The organism is Mycobacterium sp. ACS1612, assembly GCF_001667505.1.
Lineage (GTDB): Bacteria > Actinomycetota > Actinomycetes > Mycobacteriales > Mycobacteriaceae > Mycobacterium.
Window position 1 is genome coordinate 12,779 of sequence record NZ_LZHZ01000065.1, and the last position, 19,326, is coordinate 32,104.

17 protein-coding genes are annotated in these 19,326 nt (G+C 66.3%); 6 read left to right on the plus strand and 11 right to left on the minus strand.

Translation table 11 applies throughout. The features are described from left to right. Positions 1-123 precede the first annotated feature (123 nt). On the plus strand, positions 124-972 hold the full coding sequence (locus A5724_RS27150) for an LLM class F420-dependent oxidoreductase (RefSeq protein WP_067809609.1): 849 nt from the start codon (positions 124-126) through the stop codon (positions 970-972). Between the two features lie 241 nt (positions 973-1,213). Here A5724_RS27150 and A5724_RS27155 read toward each other — a convergent pair whose 3' ends face one another. From A5724_RS27155 to sucC, 3 genes are all read right to left on the minus strand, one after another. Then, positions 1,214-2,740 (minus strand): acetyl-CoA acetyltransferase, encoded by a 1,527-nt coding sequence (locus tag A5724_RS27155; protein WP_067809611.1) that lies wholly within the window; start codon positions 2,738-2,740, stop codon positions 1,214-1,216. Positions 2,741-2,962: 222 nt separating this feature from the next. After that, positions 2,963-3,865: a succinate--CoA ligase subunit alpha gene (gene sucD / locus A5724_RS27160; protein ID WP_067809613.1), complete on the minus strand. Its 903-nt coding sequence runs from the start codon at positions 3,863-3,865 to the stop codon at positions 2,963-2,965. 10 nt (positions 3,866-3,875) lie between these two features. Next, a complete protein-coding gene (gene sucC, locus A5724_RS27165; RefSeq protein ID WP_067809615.1) occupies positions 3,876-5,042 on the minus strand; it encodes an ADP-forming succinate--CoA ligase subunit beta in 1,167 nt (388 codons plus the stop codon). A gap of 279 nt (positions 5,043-5,321) precedes the next feature. Here sucC and A5724_RS27170 point away from each other — a divergent pair, with 279 nt between their 5' ends. Together A5724_RS27170 and A5724_RS27175 are read left to right on the plus strand one after the other, a co-directional pair. Further along, entirely contained in the window at positions 5,322-6,356 is a 1,035-nt protein-coding gene (locus A5724_RS27170) for a M23 family metallopeptidase (RefSeq protein WP_232004998.1), read from the plus strand. An 80-nt stretch (positions 6,357-6,436) separates the two neighbouring features. Next, positions 6,437-6,949, plus strand: a complete 513-nt coding sequence (locus A5724_RS27175) for a hypothetical protein (RefSeq protein ID WP_197518796.1) — start codon at positions 6,437-6,439, stop codon at positions 6,947-6,949. Here A5724_RS27175 and A5724_RS27180 read toward each other — a convergent pair. Both A5724_RS27180 and pcrA read right to left on the minus strand, forming a co-directional pair. Continuing rightward, the gene (locus A5724_RS27180; RefSeq protein ID WP_232004999.1) at positions 6,946-7,593 is read right to left on the minus strand and encodes a LysE family transporter; all 648 of its coding nucleotides are present in this window, start codon (positions 7,591-7,593) and stop codon (positions 6,946-6,948) included. The genes A5724_RS27175 and A5724_RS27180 overlap by 4 nt on opposite strands. A gap of 49 nt (positions 7,594-7,642) precedes the next feature. Next, positions 7,643-9,955, minus strand: a complete 2,313-nt coding sequence (gene pcrA, locus A5724_RS27185) for a DNA helicase PcrA (RefSeq protein ID WP_067809628.1) — start codon at positions 9,953-9,955, stop codon at positions 7,643-7,645. A gap of 236 nt (positions 9,956-10,191) precedes the next feature. Here pcrA and A5724_RS27190 point away from each other — a divergent pair, with 236 nt between their 5' ends. After that, positions 10,192-10,455, plus strand: coding sequence for a chorismate mutase (locus tag A5724_RS27190; protein ID WP_067809631.1), 264 nt, complete (start codon positions 10,192-10,194; stop codon positions 10,453-10,455). A 131-nt stretch (positions 10,456-10,586) separates the two neighbouring features. On the opposite strand, the gene A5724_RS27195 is transcribed toward A5724_RS27190, so the two are convergent. The 4 genes from A5724_RS27195 to A5724_RS27210 are packed head-to-tail and all read right to left on the minus strand — an operon-like array spanning position 10,587 to position 16,089. Beyond that, positions 10,587-11,093 carry an NUDIX domain-containing protein gene (locus A5724_RS27195; protein WP_067809633.1) on the minus strand — a complete coding sequence of 169 codons (507 nt, stop codon included), beginning with the start codon at positions 11,091-11,093 and terminating at the stop codon, positions 10,587-10,589. Between the two features lie 2 nt (positions 11,094-11,095). Beyond that, the gene (locus A5724_RS27200) at positions 11,096-13,012 is read right to left on the minus strand and encodes an acyltransferase family protein (RefSeq protein WP_156752475.1); all 1,917 of its coding nucleotides are present in this window, start codon (positions 13,010-13,012) and stop codon (positions 11,096-11,098) included. 52 nt (positions 13,013-13,064) lie between these two features. Further along, complete coding sequence (locus A5724_RS27205) at positions 13,065-14,597, minus strand: succinic semialdehyde dehydrogenase (RefSeq protein ID WP_067809634.1); 1,533 nt, start codon at positions 14,595-14,597, stop codon at positions 13,065-13,067. A gap of 43 nt (positions 14,598-14,640) precedes the next feature. Then, positions 14,641-16,089 carry an NAD-dependent succinate-semialdehyde dehydrogenase gene (locus tag A5724_RS27210; RefSeq protein ID WP_067809637.1) on the minus strand — a complete coding sequence of 483 codons (1,449 nt, stop codon included), beginning with the start codon at positions 16,087-16,089 and terminating at the stop codon, positions 14,641-14,643. A 54-nt stretch (positions 16,090-16,143) separates the two neighbouring features. Here A5724_RS27210 and pgi point away from each other — a divergent pair, with 54 nt between their 5' ends. Beyond that, on the plus strand, positions 16,144-17,805 hold the full coding sequence (gene pgi, locus A5724_RS27215) for a glucose-6-phosphate isomerase (RefSeq protein ID WP_197518803.1): 1,662 nt from the start codon (positions 16,144-16,146) through the stop codon (positions 17,803-17,805). 27 nt (positions 17,806-17,832) lie between these two features. On the opposite strand, the gene A5724_RS27220 is transcribed toward pgi, so the two are convergent. Together A5724_RS27220 and A5724_RS27225 are read right to left on the minus strand one after the other, a co-directional pair. Continuing rightward, a complete protein-coding gene (locus tag A5724_RS27220; RefSeq protein WP_156752476.1) occupies positions 17,833-18,207 on the minus strand; it encodes a hypothetical protein in 375 nt (124 codons plus the stop codon). 50 nt (positions 18,208-18,257) lie between these two features. Continuing rightward, on the minus strand, positions 18,258-19,007 hold the full coding sequence (locus tag A5724_RS27225) for an SDR family oxidoreductase (RefSeq protein ID WP_067809643.1): 750 nt from the start codon (positions 19,005-19,007) through the stop codon (positions 18,258-18,260). Positions 19,008-19,082: 75 nt separating this feature from the next. Between A5724_RS27225 and A5724_RS27230 the strand changes: the two genes are divergently transcribed. After that, positions 19,083-19,325 (plus strand): acyl carrier protein, encoded by a 243-nt coding sequence (locus A5724_RS27230; protein WP_067809645.1) that lies wholly within the window; start codon positions 19,083-19,085, stop codon positions 19,323-19,325. Position 19,326: the final 1 nt, after the last annotated feature.

Sequence of the window (19,326 nt, forward strand, 5' to 3'; positions counted from 1 at the left end):
CGGGAACCCTGCCGTGCGGGCATGTTCCGGTCGCGAGTAGACAGCTACGCATTTCCGCTTGCGCGCCACTACCTAGCCACCCCGGCCTTGCCCCGCAGACTAGAACACGTTCTAATTCATGGCATGGACTACGGGCTCGTACTTTTCACCAGCGACCGCGGTATCACCCCTGCGGCGGCGGCCAAACTCGCCGATGACCGCGGCTTCACCACCTTCTACGTGCCCGAGCACACCCACATTCCGATCAAGCGGCAGGCCGCGCACCCCACCACCGGCGACGAGTCGCTGCCCGACGACCGCTACATGCGCACCCTGGACCCGTGGGTGTCGCTCGGCGCCGCGTGCGCTGTGACCTCGCGGGTGCGGTTGTCGACGGCCGTGGCGCTGCCGGTGGAACACGACCCGATCACGTTGGCCAAGTCGATCGCGACACTGGACCACCTGTCCGGCGGTCGGGTCAGCCTCGGCGTCGGATTCGGTTGGAACACAGACGAACTCGCCGATCACAACGTGCCGCCGGGGCGGCGGCGCACCATGCTGCGGGAGTACCTGGAAGCCATGCGTGCGTTGTGGACCGAGGAAGAGGCCTCGTATGAAGGCGAATTCGTCAACTTCGGACCCAGTTGGGCGTGGCCGAAGCCGGTCCAGTCGCACATCCCGGTGCTCGTGGGTGCCGCGGGCACCGAGAAGAACTTCAAGTGGATCGCCCGCAGCGCCGACGGCTGGATCACCACTCCTCGGGACTTCGACATCGACGCGCCGGTCAAGCTGCTGCAGGACATGTGGGCCGCGGCAGACCGCGACGGCGCACCGCAGATCGTCGCGCTGGATTTCAAGCCGGATCCCGAGAAGCTGGCCCGCTGGGCCGATCTCGGCGTGACCGAGGTGCTGTTCGGGCTGCCCGACAAATCCGCAGACGACGTCGCCGCGTACGTCGAACGTCTGGCAGGAAAGCTGGCCGCACTCGTCTGAGGCGTTTCGCTGCGGCGGGTAATGGCGCGACCCAATTGCGCGTAGTGCACTACGCATGACGCGCGCCAGTGGCGCGAGAACAGTTCACGGGTGAGCGTGCACAAACGACGGGGAGGACGTGCCATGCCATCCATCAGCCCACTCATTGCCAGGGTTTTCGACGATCCACACGCCGAACATCGTCGAAATGGAAACCAGCCGAAGCGAAATCGGCACGAGTCTCGAGGACGCGTGCAGCGGTCTAAGCGAGGCTAGCGCGGTTGCCGTTGTCGGTCGACCACACGCTGATCGGAGCGCCCAGCGGATCGCCGTCGGACATCAGAGCCACCAGATCGTCATCCTCAGTGGTGGCCATGAAGCGGGAGTCGTCGACGCTGAGGCGGCCGACGATGATCCCGGTGCGGATCGGCCAGTCGTAACGCACCGAATACGTCTCGATCGTCGCGGCGCCGTCCGCAGCGCGGGTCACCGGCACCTTCGGCAGCGCGGCGATCTCCTGGTTCAGTTCCGCGCAACGGTCGGTGCGCCAGTCGACAGGTTCGGTGGAGTAGATGCCGACCGAATACTTGCTCATGATGCCGCCGTTGGCACCCACGAAGCCGAATTGCCCAGGCGCGTTACGCATATCGATAACCGTCTCGGCGATGCCGTGCAGTGAGTAACTGTTGCCGGGACCGCCGAAATATGGCAGTCCGCCGGTGAGCGTCAGACCACGCGGATCGTCGCCGTCGATGCCGAGGGCCTCGCAGGCCACGAAGACCGGGAACGGGAAGCAGCTGTACAGGTCGAAGGTGGCGACGTCGTCAGCACCGATCCCGGCCACCCGCAACGCTTCCCGGACTGCCATCGCCGAGGCCGGGCTGGCCCCGAGATCGAGTCGGTCCAGTGTCGCCTGTTCGACCATGTCGGAATGGCCGTGCAGATACACCCATTTGTCTTCCGGCACACCGAGCCGACGGGCCGCCTCGACCGACATCATGATCGCCGCCGCACCCTGATTCACCTGGTCGCGTGCGACCAGCAGACGCGGATACGGGTCGCAGATCATCCGGTTGTCGTCGCTGACGGTGACGATCTCGTCGACCGACCGTTCCACCGGTGACGACGAATACGGGTTCTTGGCAGCCACTTTCGACATCGGCGCGAACAGTTCGGCCATCTGGTGCCGATAGTCCGCGACAGTGCGGCCCAGCCGTGCGCGGCGGGCGTTCTCCAGCAGTCCGTACTGTACCGGCGCGCCGGTCAGCCCGTGTTGGATGGTGTAGTCGTCGATGTAGCTGAACAGCTGATGGCCGCGGTCTTCTAGCTGCCCCTCGACGTGTTCGGTGAAGTCGGGTTTGTCGTCCCGCTTCGCGAAGTATTTCACCGTCGACCCGGCTTCAGAGCCCATGATCATCACGACGCCCGCAGCGCCCGCCGCGATCGTGTTGCCTGCCTCGGTGACCAGCTTCTGCGGGCCCTGACCGCCGACCGGTTCGAGCACTACACGCGCGGGATCACCGCCGACCCGTTGCATGACCGACCGCGGGTAGTTGTTCGACTTCCCCAGTTTGGCGGGCATCGGTGAGGAGATCTCGAACTGCCGCAGTCCGAACACGGTGTCGATGGCCTTGGCGACCGCGCCGACGTTCGCGCCCGTGTCCGCCAGCGCGGCGCGCGCGGCCTCCGTCGCCAGCTCCACCGCCGACATGCCGCGGTAATCGGCGTCGTCGATGCGTTCGGTGAACTGGCCGACGCCCACTACGACCGGGGTCCGCGGATCGACCATTTCTCAACCTCCTGACAGGTGTTAATTCGTCAGGCTAACCGACAACTGGAACGGGTTCCTAATCGGGGCGAAGCCGATTGGTGCAAGTCTGATGGTCAACGACACCGGGTGCGCGGCCGGTGAGAACATGCTGGCGTGCAGCGGCGGCGACCGCCATGATTTCGTCGTATCCCCAACGGGCAGTTGGGCCTTCTAGCTCGGCCCAACCACCCCGGCGACGCGCTACAGGCTCTGCAGGATCTCCCTGGCCAACCGCGCCGTCTCCGACGGGGTCTTGCCCACCTTGACGCCTGCGGCCTCGAGGGCTTCCTTCTTGGCCTGCGCGGTGCCCGACGAGCCGGACACGATCGCGCCCGCGTGGCCCATCGTCTTGCCTTCCGGCGCAGTGAATCCCGCGACGTAGCCGACGACCGGCTTGGACACGTTGGCCTTGATGTAGTCGGCGGCACGCTCCTCGGCATCGCCGCCGATCTCGCCGATCATCACGATGACCTTGGTGTCGGGGTCCTTCTCGAAGGCCTCGATGGCGTCGATGTGAGTGGTGCCGATGACCGGGTCACCACCGATGCCGATCGACGTGGTGAAGCCGAAATCGCGCAACTCGAACATCATCTGGTAGGTCAGCGTGCCGGACTTGGACACCAGACCGATCGGGCCGGGGCCGCTGATGTTGGCGGGCGTGATGCCGACCAGCGACTGGCCGGGGGTGATGATGCCGGGGCAGTTCGGCCCGATGATGCGCGTCTTGTTGCCCTTCTCGACGTTATAGGCCCACGCGTATGCGCTGTCCTGCACCGGAATTCCCTCGGTGATCACGACCAGCAGCGGGATCTCCGCATCAATGGCCTCGATGATCGCGTCCTTGGCGAATTTCGGCGGCACGAAGATGATCGACACGTCGGCGCCGGTCTTCTCCATGGCCTCCTTGACGCTGCCGAACACCGGCAGTTCGACGTCGTTGTCATCTTTGTCTTTGTGCGACACCGTGGTTCCCGCCTTGCGCGCATTGACGCCGCCGAGAATCTGGGTGCCGGCCTTGAGCATCCGCGCGGTGTGCGTGGTGGCCTCACCGCCGGTGATGCCCTGGACGATGACCTTGCTGTCCTTCGTCAAAAAGATTGCCATTTCAGTCCTTTCAGGCGCTCGCCGCTTTAGCGGCCGCGACGTCGGCGGCTTCGTCCATCGTGCCCACCTCGGTCACCAGCGGGTGGTTGGCTTCGGCCAGGATGCGCCGGCCCTCTTCGACGTTGTTGCCGTCGAGCCGGACCACCAGTGGCTTGTTGGCTTCGTCGCCGAGGATCTGCAGCGCCTTGACGATGCCGTTGGCGACCGCGTCGCAGGCCGTGATGCCGCCGAACACGTTGACGAACACGCTCTTGACCTGAGCGTCGCCCAGGATGACGTCCAGACCGGCCGCCATCACCTCTGCCGAGGCGCCGCCGCCGATGTCGAGGAAGTTGGCGGGCTTCACGCCACCGTGCTTCTCGCCCGCGTACGCGACGACGTCGAGCGTGGACATCACCAGTCCGGCGCCGTTGCCGATGATGCCGACCTCACCGTCGAGCTTGACGTAATTGAGGTCGTGCTCCTTGGCCTTGAGCTCCAGCGGGTCGGTGGCGTCGCGGTCCTCGAACTCGGCGTGGCCGGGCTGACGGAAGTCGGCGTTGGCGTCCAGCGTGACCTTGCCGTCCAGCGCGAGGATCTGATCGTCAGGTGTGCGCACCAACGGGTTCACCTCGACCAGCGTCGCATCCTCGGCGACGAACACCTCCCACAGCTTCTGGATGGTGATCGCGGCCGCGTCGAGCACCTCGGCGGGCAGGTGACCCTGTTCGGCGATGGAGCGCGCGAACGCCAGATCCACGCCTTTGACGGCGTCGACGGGCACCTTGGCCAGCCGTTCGGGCTTGGTCGCGGCGACCTCTTCGATTTCCATGCCGCCCTCGACCGAGCACATCGCCAGGTACGTGCGGTTAGCACGGTCCAGCAGGAACGAGATGTAGTACTCCTCGGCGATGTCGCTGGCCTCGGCGACCAAGAGCTTCTTCACGACGTGGCCCTTGATGTCCAGGCCGAGGATGTTCTGCGCGTGCGTGAAAGCGTCGTCGGGGGTGGCCGCATACTTCACACCGCCTGCCTTGCCGCGGCCGCCGGTCTTCACCTGCGCCTTGACCATGACGGGTCGACCGATTTCGGTGGCGATGGCCTTGGCGCCCTCGGCGGTGTCGGTCACCCGACCCGGCGTGCTGGGCACGTTGTGCTTGGCGAACAGCTCTTTCGCTTGGTATTCGAAGAGATCCATGGACTCACTGTCTTTGTGCGTTGACGTCGAAGGTTTGCGCCCGACGGGCCACGGGGAACTTTATCCACACGGAATAACGCGCTCCGCATCGCCCACCGGTCATGTGGTAGATCTCACCGCCCGCCGTCACGTGATACAAGTCACAATCTGCGGCGGAATACCGTCTCGGGTTGCCACCAACATTGGGATTTGGTTAACGTGCCTCTGGTCTAGATCACGTTTCGGTCACGACTAGAAGGACATTCCAGGTTGGCACGGCACCGTTCGTCTGAATCTCCGGTGGAGGTCACGACGAACGCTCGGCACTCACGGGCCGAACCTGAGGCTTCTGAAATCACGGACATCATTCCATTCAACGAGTTCGGTGACCTCGCTGACCTCGACTTTCGCGAAAACACCGCGTTCGACCGCGAGTCCCAGGTGATTCGCGCCCCCGAGCTCGACGACCTGCACGACACCGACGATCTGATCCCGCTGCGGTTGGCGGTGCCGTCGGAGTTCCGCCCCGATGCGCGCGACGAACGGCGCGTCTCACACGCCTACCGTGACAGCCACACCGACACCAGCAACGGCGTCGCGGCCACCGACATCATCGACATCTCGGGCCGTCGCGGGCTGCACCGCAAGGACGACGTGCCCGTCAAGGGCCGACTGATGGTCGCGGCGATGGCCGTCGGCGCAACGGCCGCAGGCGCCTACACGATGGCCAACACCTCCGACCAGAAGAAGCCGACGGAAGCGGTGCTCGCCGCCGACACGTCGTCGATGGGCGGCGTCGTCAGCGGCTCGACGGACGGCATGCAGATCGTGTCGGTCACGCCAGCGGCCAACTCGTCGGTGCACGCCGAGGAGATCACGAAGGCCGCCGCGTTCGCGCAGGAGCGCGCCGAGCGCGAGGCGCGGCTGAACCGGCCGCTGTTCGTGATGTTCACCAAGGGCGTGTTCACGTCCGGCTTCGGCTACCGCTGGGGCGTGCTGCACGGCGGCATAGACGTCGCCAACGCGATCGGCACGCCGATCTATGCGGTCGCCGACGGCACGGTGATCGACGTCGGCCCCACCGCGGGTTACGGCGCGTGGGTCAAGATCCGGCACAACGACGGCACGGTCACGCTGTACGGCCACGTCAACACCTGGCTGGTCAGCAAGGGCGACCGTGTGATGGCGGGCGATCAGATCGCCACCATCGGCAACCGCGGCAATTCCACGGGGCCGCATTGCCACTTCGAGGTTCTGCTCAACGGCACCAACCGGATCGACCCGGTGCCGTGGCTGGCGCAGCGGGGTCTCAGCCCCGGCAACTACGTTGGCTAAGTGTGAGCGACGGTCCATCCGAACCAACCTCTGACGAATTTCCACGCATCCGGCGCAACGCCGGCACGCCGTCGTCACCGATGCCTGCCGAAGCTGAACCGCAGACGAGCATCATTCGGCGCCATCCGACGGGTGAGTTCCCGGCCCTGACCGAGCCGCAGACGTCCTACATTCCGCGGGCCAAGCCGGTGGCCGTCGGCCCGACGCGGTCGGCGCAAGCCACCCCCACGCCGGCCATCTGCACCACGATCGCCGCGATCCTGTCCGGCTGGGCCACCGCGGTCATCGCCACCGATCTGATCACCGGCTGGTGGCGCTCGGATCGGCTGTTCTGTGTCGCCATCGGCTTCCTCACCGCGGTGTCGGCGGGCGCGCTCATCAGCGGGCTGATCGCGCTGCTGCTGAGGCGGCGAATGGGCAGGCTGCTGATCGTGGTCGGCGCGACCGTGGGGCTGCTGATCTTCACCGGCCTGTTCGTCGCGGGCGCCAACCTGGCGGCGCCGGTGTACGCGATCCCGGTGCTGCCGCTTGCCACCATTCTGCTTGCGCTACTGCCCGCCACTGGCCGCTGGGCGCGCAGCGCGAACCCCTAGGCCGTCGCGGCCCTACGCACCAGCGCCAGCACCACCGCCGCCGTCGCGAACAGGCCGGAGAAGAACCGGTTCAGCAGCCGTTGTTGGCGCGCCCCCAACGCCCTGAGGAGCCGCGTCGCCAAGCCCGCGTAGATGCTCATCACAAGGATGTCAGTGGTGATGATCGTCAACCCGATCACGAAGTACTGCGGTAGCAGCGGCGCAGTCGGGACGACGAACTGCGGCAGCACGGCGAGGAAGAAGGCCAGGGCTTTCGGGTTGGTCGCATTGACCAGAAATCCCCTGGCCAGCAACGGAATTCCCGGCCGCGTGGGCGCGCCGGTGACCTTATCGGCGAGCGCGGACGTGGACGCCCGCCACTGGCGCACAGCGAGGTAGAGCAGATACAACACGCCGGCGAATTTGATGATCGTGAACGCGAGGATCGACTTGGCGACAACTGCGCCAACGCCAAGCGCAACCAGGGTCAGCTGAAGCAACAGGCCCAGTTCCTGGCCGACAATGCTCCAGTACGACCGCAGCAGGCCGTGACTCAGGCCGGACGCCATCGTTTGGATTGCTCCCGCGCCGGGGGAGAACGCGATCGCGATCGACGCACCGAGGAAGCCGAGCCACAGATGCCAGTCGCTGGAGACGGTGTGCACTCCAAGATCAACACGGAGCGGGCGCCGAATCGTTACGCCCGAGCCCGATCTACAGCTTGCTCACAGGAGCATGGTTGTGCATCAGCTTGACCCGGCCCGCGCTGCCGAAGTCGATCAGCGACATCGCCGACTCCCCCACCCCGGACACCTCCTCGACGCGGCCTAGACCGTACTTGTCGTGGGTGACCCGGTCGCCCGGCTCGAGCACGAGCAGCGGGCGCTTGCCTGCCGCCGAACGGGTGGGCGCCGGGCGCGGTGTCCCGAACCGGCCCGCACCGCTTACGGGCGCCGACAACGACGGAGGCGGTTCGACGCGCCGCCAGTCGATGAGCTCCTGCGGGATCTCTTTGAGGAACCGCGATTCGGGGTTGAGCATCGGCTGCCCCCACGACGAGCGGACCCTGGCCCTGCTGACGTACAGACGCTGCCGCGCCCTGGTGATCCCGACATAGGCCAGCCGCCGCTCCTCGGACAGTTCGGTCGGATCGCCCAACGCCCGCATGTGCGGGAACATGCCGTCTTCCCAGCCCGTCACGAACACGACGGGGAACTCCAGTCCCTTGGCGGTGTGCAGGGTCATCATGGTCACCACACCCGCACCGTGCTCGGGTAGTTCGTCGGCGTCGGCGACCAGCGACACCCGCTCCAGGAACTGGGCCAGCACTCCGGTGTCAGGGATGTCCTCGTCTTCCGGGTTGACCTCGCCCATGGCTTGCGCGTTGGCCAGGTCGGTACTGAATTCGTGCGCGACGCTGACCAATTCGTTGAGGTTGTCCAGCCGCGCCAAATCCTGCGGGTCGCTGGAGGACTCAAGCTCGGTGCGGTAGCCGGTGCGGTCGAGGACGGCCTCGACGACATTGCCGAGTTCGTCATCCAGCTTGCCGCGCAGATCGTCCATCAACTCAACGAAACTCGCGATGCACTTCTCCGAGCGGGTGTTCAGCATCGGCACCTTGCCCTCGGCCGCCGCCTGCAACGCGTCGTTGAAACTCAACCCGGTGTTCTCGGCGTACACCGCCACGCACGCCTCAGCGCGATCGCCGATGCCGCGCCGCGGCGTGTTCAAGATGCGCCGCATGCTGACCGAGTCGCCGGGGTTGTCGAGCACCCGCAGATAGGCGACGATGTCGCGGATCTCCCTGCGCTCGTAAAAGCGAACGCCGCCGACGACTTTGTACGGGATACCGGCGCGGATGAACACCTCTTCCAGCGCCCGCGACGAGTTGTTGGTGCGATAGAAAACCGCGACGTCGTTGTACGTGATCTCACCTTTGTCGGCGAGCGCGTCGATCTCCTCGGCCACGAACCGCGCCTCATCGTGCTCGTTGTCGGCAACGTAGCCGACGATCAGCTCGCCCTCCCCCGCGTCGGTCCACAGCCGCTTCTCCCGACGCCCGGCGTTGCGGGAGATCACCGAGTTGGCCGCGCTCAGGATGTTTTGCGTCGAGCGGTAGTTCTGCTCCAGCAGAATGGTTGTGGCATTGGGGAAGTCGCGTTCAAAGTCTTCGATGTTGCGGATCGTCGCACCGCGGAACGCGTAGATCGACTGGTCGGCGTCGCCGACCACACACAGCTCGGCGGGCGCGACGCCATCCTCCGTCTCGCGCCCGACCAGTTCACGCACCAACACGTACTGCGCATGGTTGGTGTCCTGGTATTCGTCGACGAGGATATGCCGGAACCGCCTGCGGTAATACTGTGCAATCTGCGGAAAGGCTTGCAGCACAGCGACTGTCTCGCCGATCAGGTCGTCGAAGTCCAGTGCGTTGGCGGCCCGCAGCCTGCGTTGGTATTCGGCGAACACCTCGGCGATGATCCGCGGCAGATCCTCCATCGCGTTCGACGCGTCGTAAGCCGCCTGCTCCGGCCCGATCAACTCGTTCTTCAGGTTGGAGATGCCGTTGGCCAGCAGCCGCGGCGAGTACCGCTTGGTGTCCAGCCCCATGTCCTTGCCGATCATCAGCAGCAGCCGCCGCGAGTCGTCGGCGTCGTAGATCGAGAAGTTGGAGTTCAGTCCTTTGATCAAGGAGGCCTGGTTGCGCAGGATCCGCACACAGGTGGAGTGGAACGTCGACACCCACATCGACCTGGCGCGGGGCCCGACCAGTTGCACGACACGTTCGCGCATCTCGGCGGCGGCCTTGTTGGTGAACGTGATGGCCAGCACCTGGCCCACGCCGACGTCGCGGGCGGCCAGCAGGTAGGCGATGCGCCGGGTCAGCACCGCGGTCTTGCCGGAGCCGGCGCCCGCCACGATCAGCAGAGGTGTGCCTTCGTGCAGCACGGCCTCGCGCTGTTGCGGGTTCAGGCCGTCCAGCAGGGCTTCGGAGTCGGAATTCAGGTCGGTCACGTGCAAACTCATGTCTGTCCCAACTTACCGCTGAGAGGGGACACCCTTTGCGCTCCCACGGCTTCAAATGGCAGACTTCTAGACGTGCTCATGCAGCAAGGACGATTTTTTTACGGGTACCGGCCAGCGGTGCCCGTGGTCTAGCTGCTTCAGAAGAGCCCCGCGGTCCGCTTCCGGATCCGGGGCTCGTCTCTTGTGTGAGGCCCGAAACCGGATGAGACCGACAACCCACACAATGAGGAGCCGAAATGACTATCGAAATGGAACCCGTGGCTGAGATTGACGACCTGCGCCGCGAGATCGACGAGCTCGATGCGGCCATACTGGCCGCGGTCAAGCGGCGGACCGAGGTATCCAAGCTGATCGGCAAGGCCCGGATGGCGTCTGGCGGCACCCGGCTGGTGCACAGCCGCGAGATGAAGGTCATCGAGCGCTACAGCGAGCTGGGCCCCGACGGCAAGGACCTGGCGATGCTGCTGCTGCGCCTGGGCCGCGGCCGACTCGGGCACTGAGGTCGGCCATCAGGCAGGGCCGACTCGGGCACTGAGGTCGGCCATCGGGCAGGGCCGACTCGGGCACTGAGGTCGGCTCTTTCGCGCCGGTTTTTGCGTTGAGGGCTGTGCGTAGAGGCAATCGACAGCCGTCAGTGCAATAACCGCGGGATCAAGACGCGAGTGTCCGGCACGAACGGCCAGCAAGGGTCTGCCAATCGGTCCGCCAATTGGGCGTCGGTCCACCACCAGCCATCATCGATCTCGCTGGCTTGGTGACGGATCGGCCCGTCGTAGCGCACACCGAACGCGAAAACGTGGCATCGCATCGGCCGGTCCGCCCACTCGCCGTCCCAAGCAGCCGAGGCCAGGGGTGTCAGTGTCTGCCCGGTGATTCCGAGTTCTTCCTCCAGCTCTCGCGTCGCGGTCTGCAATGGCGTCTCGCCAGGATCGATGACGCCACCGGCCAGGCAGTCGTGCATCCCAGCGAACACCGCCTTGGTGGTGGTGCGGCGATGGACATAGATCCGTCGACCGTCCGTGGACCGCAACAACACTCCCGCACTTCCGTGCCAAAGCCCTTCGGCATACACCTGCGACCGCGGCGCCGTCCCCACCACGTTGCCGTGCTCGTCGAATACGGCGACTTCTTCGTCCATCGCTATCGTTTGAGCAGCGCGTCGATCAGCCACGGCGTCAACCACTTGACCGCCTCCGGCGTCGGGTGCACACCGTCGATGCGCATCTTGATGCCGTCGACCTTGTTGGTGTAGTAGCCGTTCGGGCCCAGCTTCTTGTTCAGATCCAGCACGGTGATGTTCGGCCGATTGCCAATCACGCTGCGCAACAACTTGTTCCACCGGTCGGCGCGGGCGGGTTGGTCTTCGGGATACAGGCTGCCGTCGGGCCGCTCGCCGCGACGGTTGTACGGCTCGGTGGTCACCACCAACCGCGCACCGGTCGACGTCAGGATGTCGAGTGCACGTTGCAACTCGCCGCGTAGGTAGGCGTCGTATCCGTCCTCGCCGATGTGCGTCCAGTTGCCCTCGTTGACCCGGTCGACGACCTCCCAACGGCCGATGATCAGCAGCACGACATCGGGCCGGTCGTGGTTGATCCGCTGCGCCCACCGCTGCGGCCAGGCGTCGCATTCGGGTTTCTGGTTCAGCGTCTCGCCGGCATAACGGTAGGGCCCGCCGCGGGCTACCCCGCACCCGATCGTTGTGTAGTTGGCGAAGCTCAGCCCCGGCGTCGGCGGCAGATACCGCATCAGCGTCCACGCGACCGAGTCGCCGAACACCGCGACCCGCTGGGTCCCCGGCGCGACCCGGCCCGACGGCGACTTCACCTCGACCGGCACCTCCGGTGACACCAGCGCCGCCGAGTCGATGCTGCTCAGACCGGGCTCGGCGGGTTTGACGTTGACCGGAAGCACCGTCATGGTCACCACCGCGGCGGTCGCGGCCGTCGCGCCCGCCAACGGCAGCATCGGCACGAACACCGGTCGCCAGCGCCGGATCGGCTGCTCGAGCACCCACCACGACACCGTCGCCACCGCGACCGTCGCCGCGCACCGCACGCCGAACAGCGGCCACCCCGACCAGCCAGTGCGCTCCCCGTTCAGGGCCAAGAAGATCGGCCAGTGCCACAGGTAGACGCCGTAGGAGATGGCGCCGAGCCACACCAGCGGCCGCCACGCCAGTGCCTTCGCCACCGGTGAGCCCTGGTCCAGCGCCACCGGCGCCACCACCAGCACCGCAGCGAGGGCCACCGCGATGAGCAGCCCGTAGGAGAAGTCGCGGGCACTGCCCGTCGCGTAGTGCGCCAGCGCACCCAGCCCGGCCAGTCCCACGAGCGACATCGCGGTCGCGGCCCACCGCCGGTACCGGGTGCGGATCAAGGTGCCGCCCGCGGTCAGCACCCGCCAGTCGCGCACCAGCAGCGCGGCCGCGGCGGCGCCCACCATCAGCGCCTCGATGCGGGTGTCGGTGCCGAAGTAGACCCGGTTGACGTCGGACGACATCAGAATCGCCGCGGCGGCCGAACCCGCGGCGCCGAGCACGGCGAGCCCGCACACCGCCCACCGGGCCCGCGCCCCGAACACCGCGGCGACGGCCAGCACCAGCAACGGCCACAGCAGATAGAACTGCTCCTCGACGCCGAGGGACCAGGTGTGCTGCAGCGGAGACGGCGGGCTGCCCTGCGAGAAGTAGTCGGTCTTCTGCGCGACGAACGCCCAGTTGGCCACCCAGACCAAGGCGGCGACGGCGTCGTCGCGCAGCGTCGTGGTGGCTTCGGAGGGGAAGAACCTGCGCGCCGCGACGACGGCCATCACCATCGCGATCAACGCGGGCAACAGCCGACGGGCCCGCCGGATCCAGAAGTCGCGCAGCCGGATTCGCCCGGTACGGGCCCGCTCGTCAAGCAGCAGCGAGGTGATCAGGAAGCCACTGAGCACGAAGAAGACGTCGACACCCAGGAATCCGCCGGAAACGCCGGGGATGCCGCCGTGTTCGGCAAGCACGAGTGCGACGGCGACGGCGCGGATGCCGTCCAATGCGGGAATCGCCTGGCGCACTGCGCGAAGTCTAGGGCGGCAACCCCAACCAGCAGAGAAGGCGCGCTGGCGACTACTTGACGCCGGGCAACCGCTTCAACGCCTTCAACCCGTACGTCATCAGCCACGCGTATCGGTCGGCGCGCAGCCACGACGGCGCGCCGACGGGCAGCAATCGCTCCATCGCAATGGTCTGCGACTCGGTGTACTTGAGAAGGCCGTGCTCACCGTGCCTGCGGCCGACGCCGGAATCCTTCATCCCGCCCATCGGCGCGTCGACCGACGCCCACGCCGCGGCGTAGCCCTCGTTGACGTTGACGGTGCCCGCCTCCAGACGCGCAGCCACCCGCCTGCCCCGGGCCGGATCGGACGTCCAGACGCTGAAGTTCAGCCCGTATGCGCTGTCGTTGGCCTTGGCGATCGCCTCGTCCTCGGTGTCCACCGGGTACAGCGAAACCACCGGCCCGAACGTCTCGTCGGCGTATGCGGCCATCCCCTCCCGCACACCGGACAGGATGGTCGGCTCGTAGAAATACGGGCCGATGTCCGGCCTGCCGCGACCACCAGCAAGCACGGTGGCCCCCTTGGCGACCGCGTCGTCGACGTGGTGGGTGACCGTCTGCAGTTGTTTGTCGTTGATCAGCGAGCCCATGTCCGCCGAATAGTCCAACGCCCCGGACAGCGTCATCGCCTCGGTTGCGGCGACGAAGCGGTCCACGAACTCGCCCCAGAGTGTGGTCGGCACGTAGATGCGCTCGATCGAGATGCACAACTGTCCCGCGTTGGAGAACGCCGCCCTCGCCGCGCCCTTGGCCGCCTTCTTCACGTCGGCGTCGTCGAGCACCAGCAGTGCGTTCTTGCCGCCGAGTTCCATCGAGTAGTCGATGAGCCGTTCGGCCGCCTGGGCCGCGACGGTGCGCCCGACGCTGGTGGAACCGGTGAACATCAGAAAGTCGGACTCTTCGATGATCGGGGCGCCGAGCTCAGCACCCGGTCCGGTGACGACCTGCACGAGACCGCTTGGCATGCCTGCTTTCTCGAGCATTTCCACGGCCCACAGGGCCGAGAACGGGGTGCGGTCGTCGGGTTTGGCGAGGATCGCGTTGCCCGCGACGATCGCCGGTAGCGCGTCGCTGATGCCCAGCGTCAGCGGGTAGTTCCACGGCGATATCACGCCCACCAACCCCTTGGGATGGTGGTGTTCCCACACCTCGGTCAGCATCAGCTGCACGCCTTGGCGCCGCTTGGGGCGTAGGTAGTCCGCGGCGGTGTTCGCGTAGTACCGCGCCGTCAGGCAGACGTCGACGACTTCCTCGAAGGCGTGGCGGCGCGCTTTGCCGTTCTCCAGTTGGATGATGTCGAGTACTTCGTCCTGGTGTTGCAGCACCAGATCGTGGAAGCGCATCAGCATCGCCGCTCGTTCCTCGACCGGCGTCTCGGCCCACTTCTGTTGCACCGCACGGGCTCGCTGCGCCGCCGCGACCACATCCGCCCGGCTGCAGTGCGGGACCCGGCCGAGAGGCTCACCCGTCATCGCGTTGGTGATCTCGCGGTCAGAGCCGGGGTCGACGCCGTCGATGCGGCCGGACAACTGTTCGAGCTCCACGACGACCGGGGTAGCCGGTTGGGGTGCAGCGAAACCCTCGGCGCTATTTGGTCAGCGCGATGTATTTGATGTCGAGGTACTCGTCGATGCCTTCGAAGCCGCCCTCACGGCCGAAGCCGGATTCCTTGACTCCGCCGAATGGTGCGGCCGGATCGGAGATCACGCCGCGGTTGACGCCGACCATGCCCGACTCGATGCCCTCGGCCACGCGCAGCGCGCGGTCCAACGACTGGGTATAGATGTAGGCCGCCAACCCGTACTCGGTGTCGTTTGCCGCCTGGATGCCCTCCTCCTCGGAGTCAAAGCCGGTGATCGGCGCCACCGGCCCGAACACCTCTTCCTTGAGGATCCGCGCGTCAGCGGGCACATCGGCCAACACCGTGGCCGGATAGAAGTTGCCCGGCCCGCCGGGGGCGACGCCGCCGACCGCAACCGTCGCACCGCGCGACACCGCGTCGGAGACCAGGTCCTCGACGGTGGCGACCTGCTTGGCGTTGATCAGCGGGCCGAGCGTCGAGGACTCGTCGATGCCCTTGCCAAGGGTGAACTCGCTCATCCGCTTGACCAGTTTCTCGGTGAACTCCTCGCGGATCGAGTTCGCGACGTGGAAGCGGTTGGCCGCCGTGCAGGCCTCGCCACCGTTGCGCATCTTCGCCAGGATCGCCCCGTCGACGGCTGCGTCGACATCGGCGTCGTCGAACACGATGAACGGCGCGTTGCCGCCCAACTCCATCGACGTGCGCAGCAGCTTGTCCGCCGACTGCTTGACCAACGCCTTGCCCACGCCGGTGGATCCGGTGAACGTCAGCTTGCGCAGCCGACCGTCGTTGATCAGTGCCTCCGTCACCGGCCCCGGGCTGCTGGTCGGCAACACCGACAACACGCCCTTGGGTAAGCCAGCCTCGTCCATCAACTTGGCGAGCAACAGCATCGTCAGCGGCGTCTCCTGCGCCGGTTTGACGATCATCGTGCAGCCCGCCGCAAACGCCGGCCCGATCTTGCGGGTGCCCATCGCCAGCGGGAAGTTCCACGGCGTGATCGCATAACACGGGCCCACCGGCTGCTTGGTCACCAGGACGCGGCCGGTGCCCGCCGGGCTCGGGGTGAATCGGCCGTGCACGCGGACCGCCTCCTCGGCGAACCAGCGGAAGAACTCCGCGCCGTATTTGACCTCGCCCATGCTCTCGGGCAGCACCTTGCCCATCTCGAGGGTCATCAGCGTCGCGATGTCCTCGGCGCGTTCGGTGATTTTCTCGAATACCGCCCGCAGGATCTCACCCCGCTCCCGTGGCGGGGTGGCCGCCCAGTCGGCCTGCACGGCGCACGCGGCGTCCAACGCGGCGATCGCGTCTTCCGGAGTGGCATCGGCGACGGCGGTCAGCACCTGATCGTCGGACGGGTCGAGAACATTGAATGTCGAGGAGCCGTCGCGTTCCTCACCGCCGATCCACAGACCGGTGGGTACTGACTTCAGCAAGGCTTGGGTGTCCATAACTCTCTCTTACACCTTCGGACAATTGACCGCACTAGGGTCGTCTACATGACGATGAACACGCAGCAGATTGCCGATATTTCAGCGACTCCCGCATGGCAGGCCCTGCAGCGGCATCACAACGAAATCAGTGGCAAGACGCTGCGCGAGTTGTTTGCCGAGGATCCCGAACGCGGCACCGAGCTGACACTGAGCGTCGGCGACCTGTACATCGACTACAGCAAGCACCGGGTGTCGCGGGAGACGCTGGGATTGCTGCTCGACCTCGCCCGCGCCGCGAACCTCGAACAGCACCGCGACGCAATGTTCTCCGGTGTGCACATCAACACCTCGGAGAACCGGGCGGTGCTGCACACCGCGCTGCGCGATCCGGTCGGCGTCGAGCTCACCGTCGACGGCCAGAACGTCGTCGAGGACGTGCACGCGGTGCTCGACAAGATGGGCGATTTCACCGACCGGCTGCGCAGCGGCGAGTGGACCGGCGCCACCGGTGAGCGCATCAAGACCGTCGTCAACATCGGCATCGGCGGGTCGGATCTGGGTCCGGTGATGGTGTACAACGCGTTGCGCCATTACGCGGACGTCGGCATCTCGGCGCGGTTCGTCTCCAACGTCGACCCCGCCGATCTGGTGGCAAAGCTCGACGGACTGGAGCCTGCCACAACACTTTTCATCGTCGCATCGAAGACGTTCTCGACGCTGGAGACGCTGACCAACGCGACGGCGGCTCGCCGCTGGCTGACCGAAACGCTCGGTGATGCCGCGGTGGCCAAGCACTTCGTCGCCGTGTCGACGAACACGAAACTGGTCGACGACTTCGGCATCAACACCGAGAACATGTTCGGCTTCTGGGACTGGGTCGGCGGCCGCTATTCCGTCGACAGCGCAATCGGTTTGAGCGTGATGGCAGCCATCGGCCGCGAACGGTTCGCCGACTTCCTGGCGGGGTTCCACATTGTCGACGAGCACTTCCGGACCGCGCCGCTGGAAGCCAACGCGCCAGCGCTACTCGGCCTGATCGGCTTGTGGTACACCAACTTCTTCGGCGCCGAGACGCGCGCGGTACTGCCGTATTCGAACGACCTGTCGCGGTTCGCGGCGTATCTGCAGCAGCTGACCATGGAGTCGAACGGCAAGTCGGTACGCGCAGATGGCACACCGGTGGTGACGAGCACCGGTGAGATCTTCTGGGGCGAACCAGGCACCAATGGCCAGCACGCGTTCTATCAGTTGATCCACCAGGGCACGCGGCTGATCCCGGCCGATTTCATCGGGTTCTCGCAGCCGACAGACGATTTGGCGACCGCCGACGGCTCCGGCAGCATGCACGACCTGCTGATGAGCAACTTCTTCGCACAGACGCAGGTACTGGCGTTCGGCAAGACGGCCGAGGAGATCGCCGCCGAGGGCACGCCGCCAGAAGTCGTCCCGCACAAGGTGATGCCGGGTAACCGGCCGTCGACGTCGATCCTAGGCACCAAGTTGACGCCGTCAGTTGTCGGCCAGTTGATCGCACTGTACGAGCATCAGGTGTTCACCGAGGGCGTCATCTGGGGCATCGACTCGTTCGACCAGTGGGGCGTCGAACTCGGTAAGACGCAGGCGAAGGCGTTGCTGCCGGTGATCACCAGCGACGCCTCGCCTGCGAAGCAGTCGGACACCTCGACGGACGCGTTGGTGCGCCGCTACCGCACCGAGCGCGGGCGCACCGCCTGATTGCGTCTGCTCAAGGGGAGAGGTCAGTTAGCCGGCGGGGATGTTGATGCAACCGACATTCGGGAGGCATCCGCTGGCGCCGCCGGGGCCTGCCGAGCCGCCGGGGCCGTAGGGGGAAAGCGATCCGCTGGCACCGCCGCCATCGGCTGAACCTTCCGGTCCATAGGGAATCGCGCCTTGCGCGCCACCGCCGTCAGCGGTGCCTGCCGGTCCGTAAGGGATATTCACTTGGGCACCATCGGGGCCGACGTTGCCGAGGTCGCTGCAAGGGGTGCCGTCGGCGTTCACACATGGAGGCGGGGGCGCCGGGGGGTCAGCCAATGCGGCCGGTGCTGCGGCGATCGCGGCTGCCGCAGCGCCCGCGAACAGTAGGGGCGTCATCTTCGTCAGTTTTACGATCATGCGGTTCGGCTACCACGCTGGCCGGACCGCTAAACCTCTAGCGCGGCTAATTAGGCGAGCTTGCCAGCCAGGGGCGGCGGCAGCAAGCGCAGCACCTGGACCAGCGGCGCCCACGGCCACCGCGGCACGGCGGCACGGCCCGGTTCGCGTTCGATGGCCTCGACCATCGCGGTGGTCCCGGTGTCGTTGTCCACCATCAGCGTGCTGGTGTCGGCCTTCGCGGTCATCTCGGACTCGATGTAGCCCGGCTCGATCACCGTCACCGTGATCGGGCCCTTCGCGTACTCGGCGCGCAGCGACTCGCCGAGCGACGACAACCCGGCCTTGCTCGCGGCGTACGCCGCACGGACTCCCGGCACGCCCTTGTTGGCGAGCACCGACGAGATCAGCACCAGGTGGCCACCGCCCGCCGCGGTGAACATTTCGATCGCGGTCTCGATTTGCACAAGGGCGGCAACAAGATTCGTCTCGACGGTGGCTTTGTTGGCCCACAGCTTGCCCGACCCGAGTCGCGCGCCCTTGCCGATGCCCGCATTGACGATGATGCGGTCGATGCCACCAAGCGCATCGGATAGTTCGGCGAACACCTTGGGTACCTGTTCGTGGTCGTTGACGTCGAGTGCCGCGACCGCGACCGTGATGCCGGGATGCCGCTCGAGCAGTTCGGCGCGCAACTCGTCGAGGCGGTCGGTGCGACGGGCACACAGCGCCAGATCGCGGCCCTTCGCGGCGAACTTGCGTGCCATGCCTGCGCCGAGGCCCGACGACGCGCCGGTGATCAATATTTTCTGCCGAGTCATCCGAGCAGCCTAACCAGTTTGCACCGTCACCCAACGGGTAGGCAGCGGCCACACCCAACGACTCGAGGAGGACAAATGCCAGCAGGACAAACAGGTTTCGACGATGTCACGTTCGACCTGATCTCCGTCCAGTACCACTCGCTGAAGGCCGGTCATGACTACGGGCAGTACCTGCGAGACGCGAAAAACGCCGGCCTCGACGACGTCGCGTCGTTCTTCGAGAACGTGATGGAGCAGGACGCGACGCGGGCCAAGCGCTGCCACGAATTCCTCAGCCGCCTGCAGGGATCGGAGGTCGCGGGCCCCGCCGTCAGCTAAC